This is a genomic window from Nostoc sp. CALU 546 (assembly GCF_048836525.1).
On the sequence record NZ_JAWJTF010000024.1, the window covers coordinates 73,488 to 80,279 of the forward strand.

The 6,792-nt window shown below is 45.6% G+C and carries 3 protein-coding genes; all 3 read right to left on the bottom strand.

Going from position 1 to position 6,792, the window contains the following annotated elements; translation table 11 throughout:
* Positions 1-45: 45 nt before the first annotated feature.
* From RRG12_RS14745 to RRG12_RS14755, 3 genes are read right to left on the bottom strand one after another with little or no spacing between them, the layout of a single operon-like run.
* Positions 46-4,176, bottom strand: a complete 4,131-nt coding sequence (locus RRG12_RS14745; protein ID WP_420759816.1) for a PAS domain S-box protein — start codon at positions 4,174-4,176, stop codon at positions 46-48.
* A 13-nt stretch (positions 4,177-4,189) separates the two neighbouring features.
* Complete coding sequence (locus tag RRG12_RS14750) at positions 4,190-6,193, bottom strand: GAF domain-containing sensor histidine kinase (protein WP_420759804.1); 2,004 nt, start codon at positions 6,191-6,193, stop codon at positions 4,190-4,192.
* Entirely contained in the window at positions 6,180-6,425 is a 246-nt protein-coding gene (locus RRG12_RS14755) for a hypothetical protein (RefSeq protein ID WP_141699860.1), read from the bottom strand. Before RRG12_RS14755 ends, RRG12_RS14750 begins: the two co-directional genes overlap by 14 nt.
* Positions 6,426-6,792: the final 367 nt, after the last annotated feature.

Below are 6,792 nucleotides of genomic sequence, written 5' to 3' on the forward strand. Positions count from 1 at the left end.
TCCCTCATCCCCCAGTCCCCAGTCCCTAATCCCCAGTCCCAGCAATTACTGTTCAGACAACATAATAAAAAATACATTTTCCAACTCCTTCTCAAAGCGTAGGGTTTTCACCAAATCGGCTTCTTGAGAGAAGATAGAATCGATGATGATCATGTCAGGTTTGGCTAACAAGGCTTTATGGATGCATTCTTGCGGATCTGAGGCTTCAATGACGCTGTATCCCTGAGTTTGCAGTACATCTGATAGAGTTTTTAAGGCTGATGCATTTTTATCTACAACCAATACCTTTTTACTAGAAGTGCCCTGATAAAGTAGTGAGCCAATTTCGCCCAGGAGTTTCTCTGTGTCAATGGGCTTGGTGAGATAGCGATCAATGCCAATGTGGTAGCCCCGTTCTTTGTTTTCAATAATTGACAGAATAATGATCGGAATGTCTGCGGTTTGAGGATCATTTTTGAGAACGGCTGCTACATCAAAGCCGTTGATTTGGGGCATCATCACATCCAAGAGGATCAGATCGGGACGGGCTGTTTTTATTTGATGAATTGCATCCATACCGTCTTTCCCTTCCCGAACGTTGTAGCCTTCGTTTTCCAGTTGTTGACGGAGCAGTTCCCGAATGTTAGCGTCATCATCTACAACCAAAATGGTTTTACGGTTTTGGTTCACCACAGTGTTTTTAATGATGACGTGTTCTTTGAGTTGTTTGACTAGCGTATCTAGATTCAAATTAGCAGTGCTTTTTTGATCGCTGGCGTAGGTGGGAATGATGAACGAGAATATGCTGCCGTTCCCTGGTTCACTCTCAACCCAGATTTTACCGCCGTGATGATCGACGATTTGCTTACAGATGGGCAGTCCTAATCCTGTGCCCTTGGGTTTGTCGGTGAGGGTGTCGCCAACTTGGCGGAATTTCTCGAATACTTTCGGCTGGTCTTCAGGTGCAATCCCAATACCCGTGTCGATGACGCTGATGCAAACACCCTCGTTTCCTTGTTTGACGCGACAGGTAACACAACCAGATTCGGTAAACTTAACGGCATTGGAAATCAGGTTGATTAAGACTTGCAGCAGACGGTTGCGATCGCCTACTATCTGAGGCAATCCAGGTTCAATCTCGCTGACCAACTGCAAACCATTGGTTTGAAACAACGAGGCTGTAGAATTGGTTGCCCAATCAAGTAATTCACTAGGATCAATGGGCTGCATCTGCCATTCCACCTTCCCTGCTTCCATCTTGGCGATGTCTAGAACATCATTAATCAAAGATGTCAGCCGTTCTGCTTCAGAGACAATAATGTTGAGATTGTCACCCACCCGCTTGATGGTTTTCTGAAGCTTGCGGTCTTCGGTAGGAAGAATTGGGAACACATCGGTTTCTAGCTTTTCTTTAATGATGGACGCAAAACCAAGAACAGAAGTTAGTGGCGTTCGCAACTCATGGGAAACCGTTGAGATGAAGTCGGTCTTCATCTTGTCAATTTCCTTTTCTGCCGTTACATCCCGAATCAGCAGCGCCGAACCGAAGCAAGCTGCGGGTTCTTGATCTGCCGTCTTTTTGAAAATGGCGGTGGCCACTGCCTGACCAATACGTTCCTTCGTCAGTGCAACTTCGGCAGAGAAAACTTCTCCGGGGTGGGACTGAGTTTGTGCAATCAGCTCTGCTAAACCAGATAGTGACAATTCTCGGTAGTGACCATTGAGGGCGCTAGCTGTCAATCCATACATAGCTAAAAAGGCAGGATTGAAGTGGGTAATTTGTCCTGCGGTGTCTGCCACTAACAAACCATCTGCTAAGTTATCTAAAATCGCATTTAATCCCTGCGCTTCAGCTAAGGTATTTTGCAGAGCAGCTGTCCGTTCTATAACTCTGGCTTCTAAGTCTTGATTCAGTTGCCTGAGAGCGATTTCTACTTGTTTGCGGGCAGTGATGTCGGTATTAATTTCCAGCACCGCGCAAGGTTGACCAGAGATGTCCCGTTGCAACGTCCATCGGCTCTGGACGGTAATCAGTTTGCCTTCGTGGGTGAGATGTTCCACTTCTCCTTCCCAATTACCTTGCTCTAATAACTCTGCGATAATTTCTTGTTTTGGTTTTGGAAAGGTTTTTTTGATAAAAGTCTGAATGCATTTGTCTTTCACTTCTTCACGCGTCCAACCGTAGAGCCTTTCAGCACCCTGATTCCAATGAGAAATTTTGTCGCTCATGTCGCGGACAATGATGGCATCGCTGGAATGATTCAACATATCTAATAAACGTTGATTTTCCGCTTCTGCCAGTTTGCGATCGTGAATATCGCTGCAAGCACCAATCCATTCCCGAATGCTGCCATCTTCTTCCAGGACAGGGGTACCACAAACAGAAAAGTAGCGGTATGCGCCATCCTTGCTACGCAGCCGATATTCCGTTTGGTAGATACCTCGGTTTGCCACAGCAGCATTCCAAGCTTCTGTGGAACTGGCACGGTCATCGGGGTGAATTTGATCAAGCCAGCCCCAACCCTCAACTTCAGCTTTGCTCTGCCCCGTATAGTCCATCCAGGTGAGCATTTCCCTACTTATTGCCAGTCCTTCTGGGGTAGCTCCCCAGATGATCTGTGAAGTAGCAGTTACTAAGGAGCGATATCGTTCTTGAAGACGCTGATTTTCGGCTTCTGCCAGCTTGCGATCGTGGATATCAGTGCAGGTGCCAATCCATTCTCGAACGCTGCTGTCTGCTTCTATGATGGGGGTACCACAGACAAAAAAGTGGCGGTAGCTGCCGTCTTTACCACGTAACTGATATTCAGTTTGAAAGAGACTCTGATTCGCCACAGCATTACTCCAGGCTTGGGCGGTTCGAGCGCGGTCATCAGGGTGAATCGGATCGAGCCAGCCCAAACCCTCGATTTCATCTGCACTCTGACCTGTGTACGCTAACCAGGTAGACATTTCACAGCTCACCGCCCGTCCTTCAGGGGTAGTCAACCAGACAATTTGTGAGCTGGCAGTCACCAAAGAACGAAACCGTTCTTCGCTCTGTTGCAAAGTTTTTTCTGCTAGCTTGCGATCGTGAATATCAGTACAAGTACCTACCCACTCCCGGATACTACCGTCTTCCTCTAAGAGAGGAACACCACAGACCCAAAAGTAGCGATAAGTGCCATCTTTGGCACGAACCCGATATTCAACTTCATATAGGCTGCGATTATCCACAGCGGCACTCCAAACTTCGGCAGTGTGGAGGCGGTCATCTGGATGAACGGCATCAATCCAGCCCCAACCATCGGCTTCGGCTACACTTTGACCTGTATAGGCTCTCCAGTTCGACATATCTGCCTTTTGCATTCCTTCAGGAGTGGTAATCCAAACCATTTGGGAAGTAGCTGTCACCAGAGAGCGATAACGTTTTTCCAGATACTGCTTTTCGGCTTCTGCTAGTTTGCGATCGTGAATATCAGTGCAGGTGCCAATCCACTCCCGAACATTGCCATCTTCTTCGAGAATGGGGACACCCCAGACCCAAAAGTAGCGATAGTTGCCATCCTTGCCACGAATTCGGTATTCAATTTGATACATCCTCTGGTTTGCCACCGCAGCACTCCAGACTTTTTCGGTATAGGCGCGATCGTCGGGATGAACGGCATCAATCCAGCCCCCCTTCTCAGCTTCAGCTAGACTCTGACCTGTATAAGCTATCCAGCTTCCTAGTTCAAAATAAATTCCATCTGGTGTGCTTACCCAGACAATTTGTGCGGTAGCTGTCACCAGAGAACGATATCGAGCTTCACTTTGTTTCAGGATTTGTTCGGTATGTTGGCGTTCCTGCTGAACGCGTCGAAGGTCGCTAATATCCTCTACACTAGACCAGATAAGTTGCTCTCCATCTTTCTCAATCATCTGTCCAGAAATTCTCACCGGAATCAGATACCCGTCTTTGTGGATTAACTCTTTCTCATAAGGGCCATAGCGACCAGTTTGTTCTAGGTTCTCTAGCGTAACTTGGTCTACGATCGCATAGTTTTCAGGAGTAATCTGGCCATAATTGAGATTGAGGGTTTCTGAAACAGTTCGCCCCAAAATGGCAGCATAGGCGGGGTTGATGCTAATTAGCGTCCCATCTGTTCGGCACAGTACCAGCCCAACGGGACATTGTTCAAATAGCTGACTGTTGTATTCATCAATTTGATTAAACATCATTGAGGTTTGTTTAGTGGCGTATTTGGGTAGGGTTAGAACAACAGAACCAAGACAACAAAGTGGCGTAAAGCTTTAACGAAATTGGGTGGTGTTGAAACATCTGGTAAATTTGATCGGGTGATGCACCTTCCACATCTGGACTGTGCTGTGAAAGTCGCTGGATCAATTGAGTGTGGCGGATCAGCAAATCCGTCGGTTTGAGCATTGGAGCTGTTGATGGAATGAAGCCGTCGGTATCGGAAGTAGGGGATGATTCCGCTATGGGAGTGGGCAAAGCAGAGGTGCTATTTTGTTCTTCAGCAACGTCTGTCAATGCACAATTTACTGGAATCTGAATCCAGAATTCTGTCCCTTCGTTCGGTTGAGAGCGACATTTGAGGATTCCCCCATGTTTGTCTACAACAATTTGGTAGCTGATTGCCATGCCTAACCCTGTTCCCTTACCAATATCTTTCGTGGTGAAGAAGGGATCGTAAATGCGGCGAATTACTTCCTCTTTCATGCCAGGGCCGTTGTCAGCAATGCGAATTACAACCCACTCTTTGTCCAGGGCTTGGGTGCGAATGGTAATGCTTGGGATTGTTATTTGTCCTTTGTCATTTGTCATTTGTGATTCGTTTGATGCTAATGAGCAATGACTAATGACTAATGACTCTTCGAGCGCATCAATGGCATTTGCCAAGATGTTCATAAATACCTGATTCAACTGTCCGGGATAACATTCAATTAGAGGAAGTTTTGCATAGTCTTTAATGATTTCAATTGCCGGACGATGAACATCTGCTTTCAGGCGATGGTGAAGAATCATTAAGGTTCCATCGATGCCATCGTGGATGTTGACGGCTTTCATGTCGGCTTCGTCATGGCGGGAGAAATTTTTCAGGGATTGAACAATTTCGACAATGCGACTTGTGCCCACTTTCATCGAATCTAGCAGTTTGGGGAAATCCTGCATGATAAATTCCAGGTCTATATTGTCTAACTCTGATTCCAGTTCTGGAGGAGCAACAGGTAAGAATTGCTGATACTTTTCCAACAGGTGCAGCAAGTCTTGGGCGTATTCGGCAACATACTTTAAATTGCCGCAAATAAAGTTAACCGGGTTGTTGATTTCGTGAGCAACTCCGGCAATGAGTTGCCCTAGACTGGACATTTTTTCGCTTTGGATCAACTGAGTTTGGGCTAATTGCAACTCATGGAGAGCTTGCTGAAGTTTCTGTGTCTGGGCTTTTGCCTGGACGGCTGCTTGAGTGCTTTGCTCGTAAAGCACAGCTTTGTCAATGGCGATCGCTGTTTGAGAGGCAAAGATACTCACTAGTTTCAGGTGTTCAGCTTTGTATGAGTCAGTTTTAGGTGTTCCAATAGCGATCGCTCCTAGTACCCGCTCTTTGGCTCGTAACGGTACGCAAATCATTGCAGCAACGTTTTTTTGCCCCTCTAATCGAGAATCGGCTTGCACATCATTGACCAGTTCTGCGCGGTTGGATTGCACAATGTTACCGATAATTCCCTTACCCGGTTCCGGCTGATTATGGTCAAAAAACACTCCAAATTCGGCAATAATTTCAAAGGCAGTTGCATCTGGACTGAGGAGCAAAATTATCCCCGCAGATGATTCAATTAATTGACTCAATTCTTGCAGCACAAGTTGGGCAATCTGTCGCGTATCTAAACTTGTTGTCAGTTGAGTCGAGATATCGTCAAACAAATCAATTTCCTGATATCGCTCTAGCAATTCTTTAGCGAGTACTTTCTTCTCTGCTTCCTGCTTTGCCAGAAATGAGAGCAAATTTGCAACTAGAGTTGCCTGTTCTTGCCCAACAACCCAACCAATGATTTCTCCTGAAACCTCGATTGGATATCGATTTTCTCCAGCTTGCTCCCCAATGCTAATCAGTTTCGTGCCGTCCACCAATTCAATATCAATGGCAATGTTGAGCTGATAGACTAAGTTATGAATAAGAGATGGCAACTCTTTTTTGTTGAGCAGCTTTCTGAGGCTAACTGCGGACATGAAACACCTCATCTAGAGCAGGTTGCAAATTTCTAGCAATCACTGTAAGTATGTTCGCATAGCGTCTCCAAGAGTTACCTACACTATATTTCAACTTTCTGTATGCCGCCGCCGCTTGCGGACTCGCTATTGCTACGCTATCCTGCCTCCTGCCTTCTTCACCGTAGCTATCCGTACCCCTTCGGATAAGCAAGCTACGCCCAGCATCTCTAGAAAAGAGAGGAATTGTCATAAAATCTAGGGATATAATATCTTACTAATTAAAGACTAGTCTTCCCAAAAACATTGGTGATATAACAGCAAAGTTGAACAGTCGCAAATACCTTTAAACTCCGTAGCAAAAGCAGGCTTCTGTCTGTGTAACTTGTTTACCTTGTAATGACTTATAGAAAAACTATAAGTAAAGCTTTTATATTTAAAGAAACTTATGTAGCGTTTCTTGCTTGAGTAAAGTACAAGCATCCCACTTGCAAACGAGTAGGGTAAATGATGTAGCTCATCTGATTAGGAAATGATATATAGGACTCATATTTGATTTTTGAAAAAAACTCAGTACAACTAAGAAGCCTTCTTGACTGTAGCAAGATTGCCTATTGCCT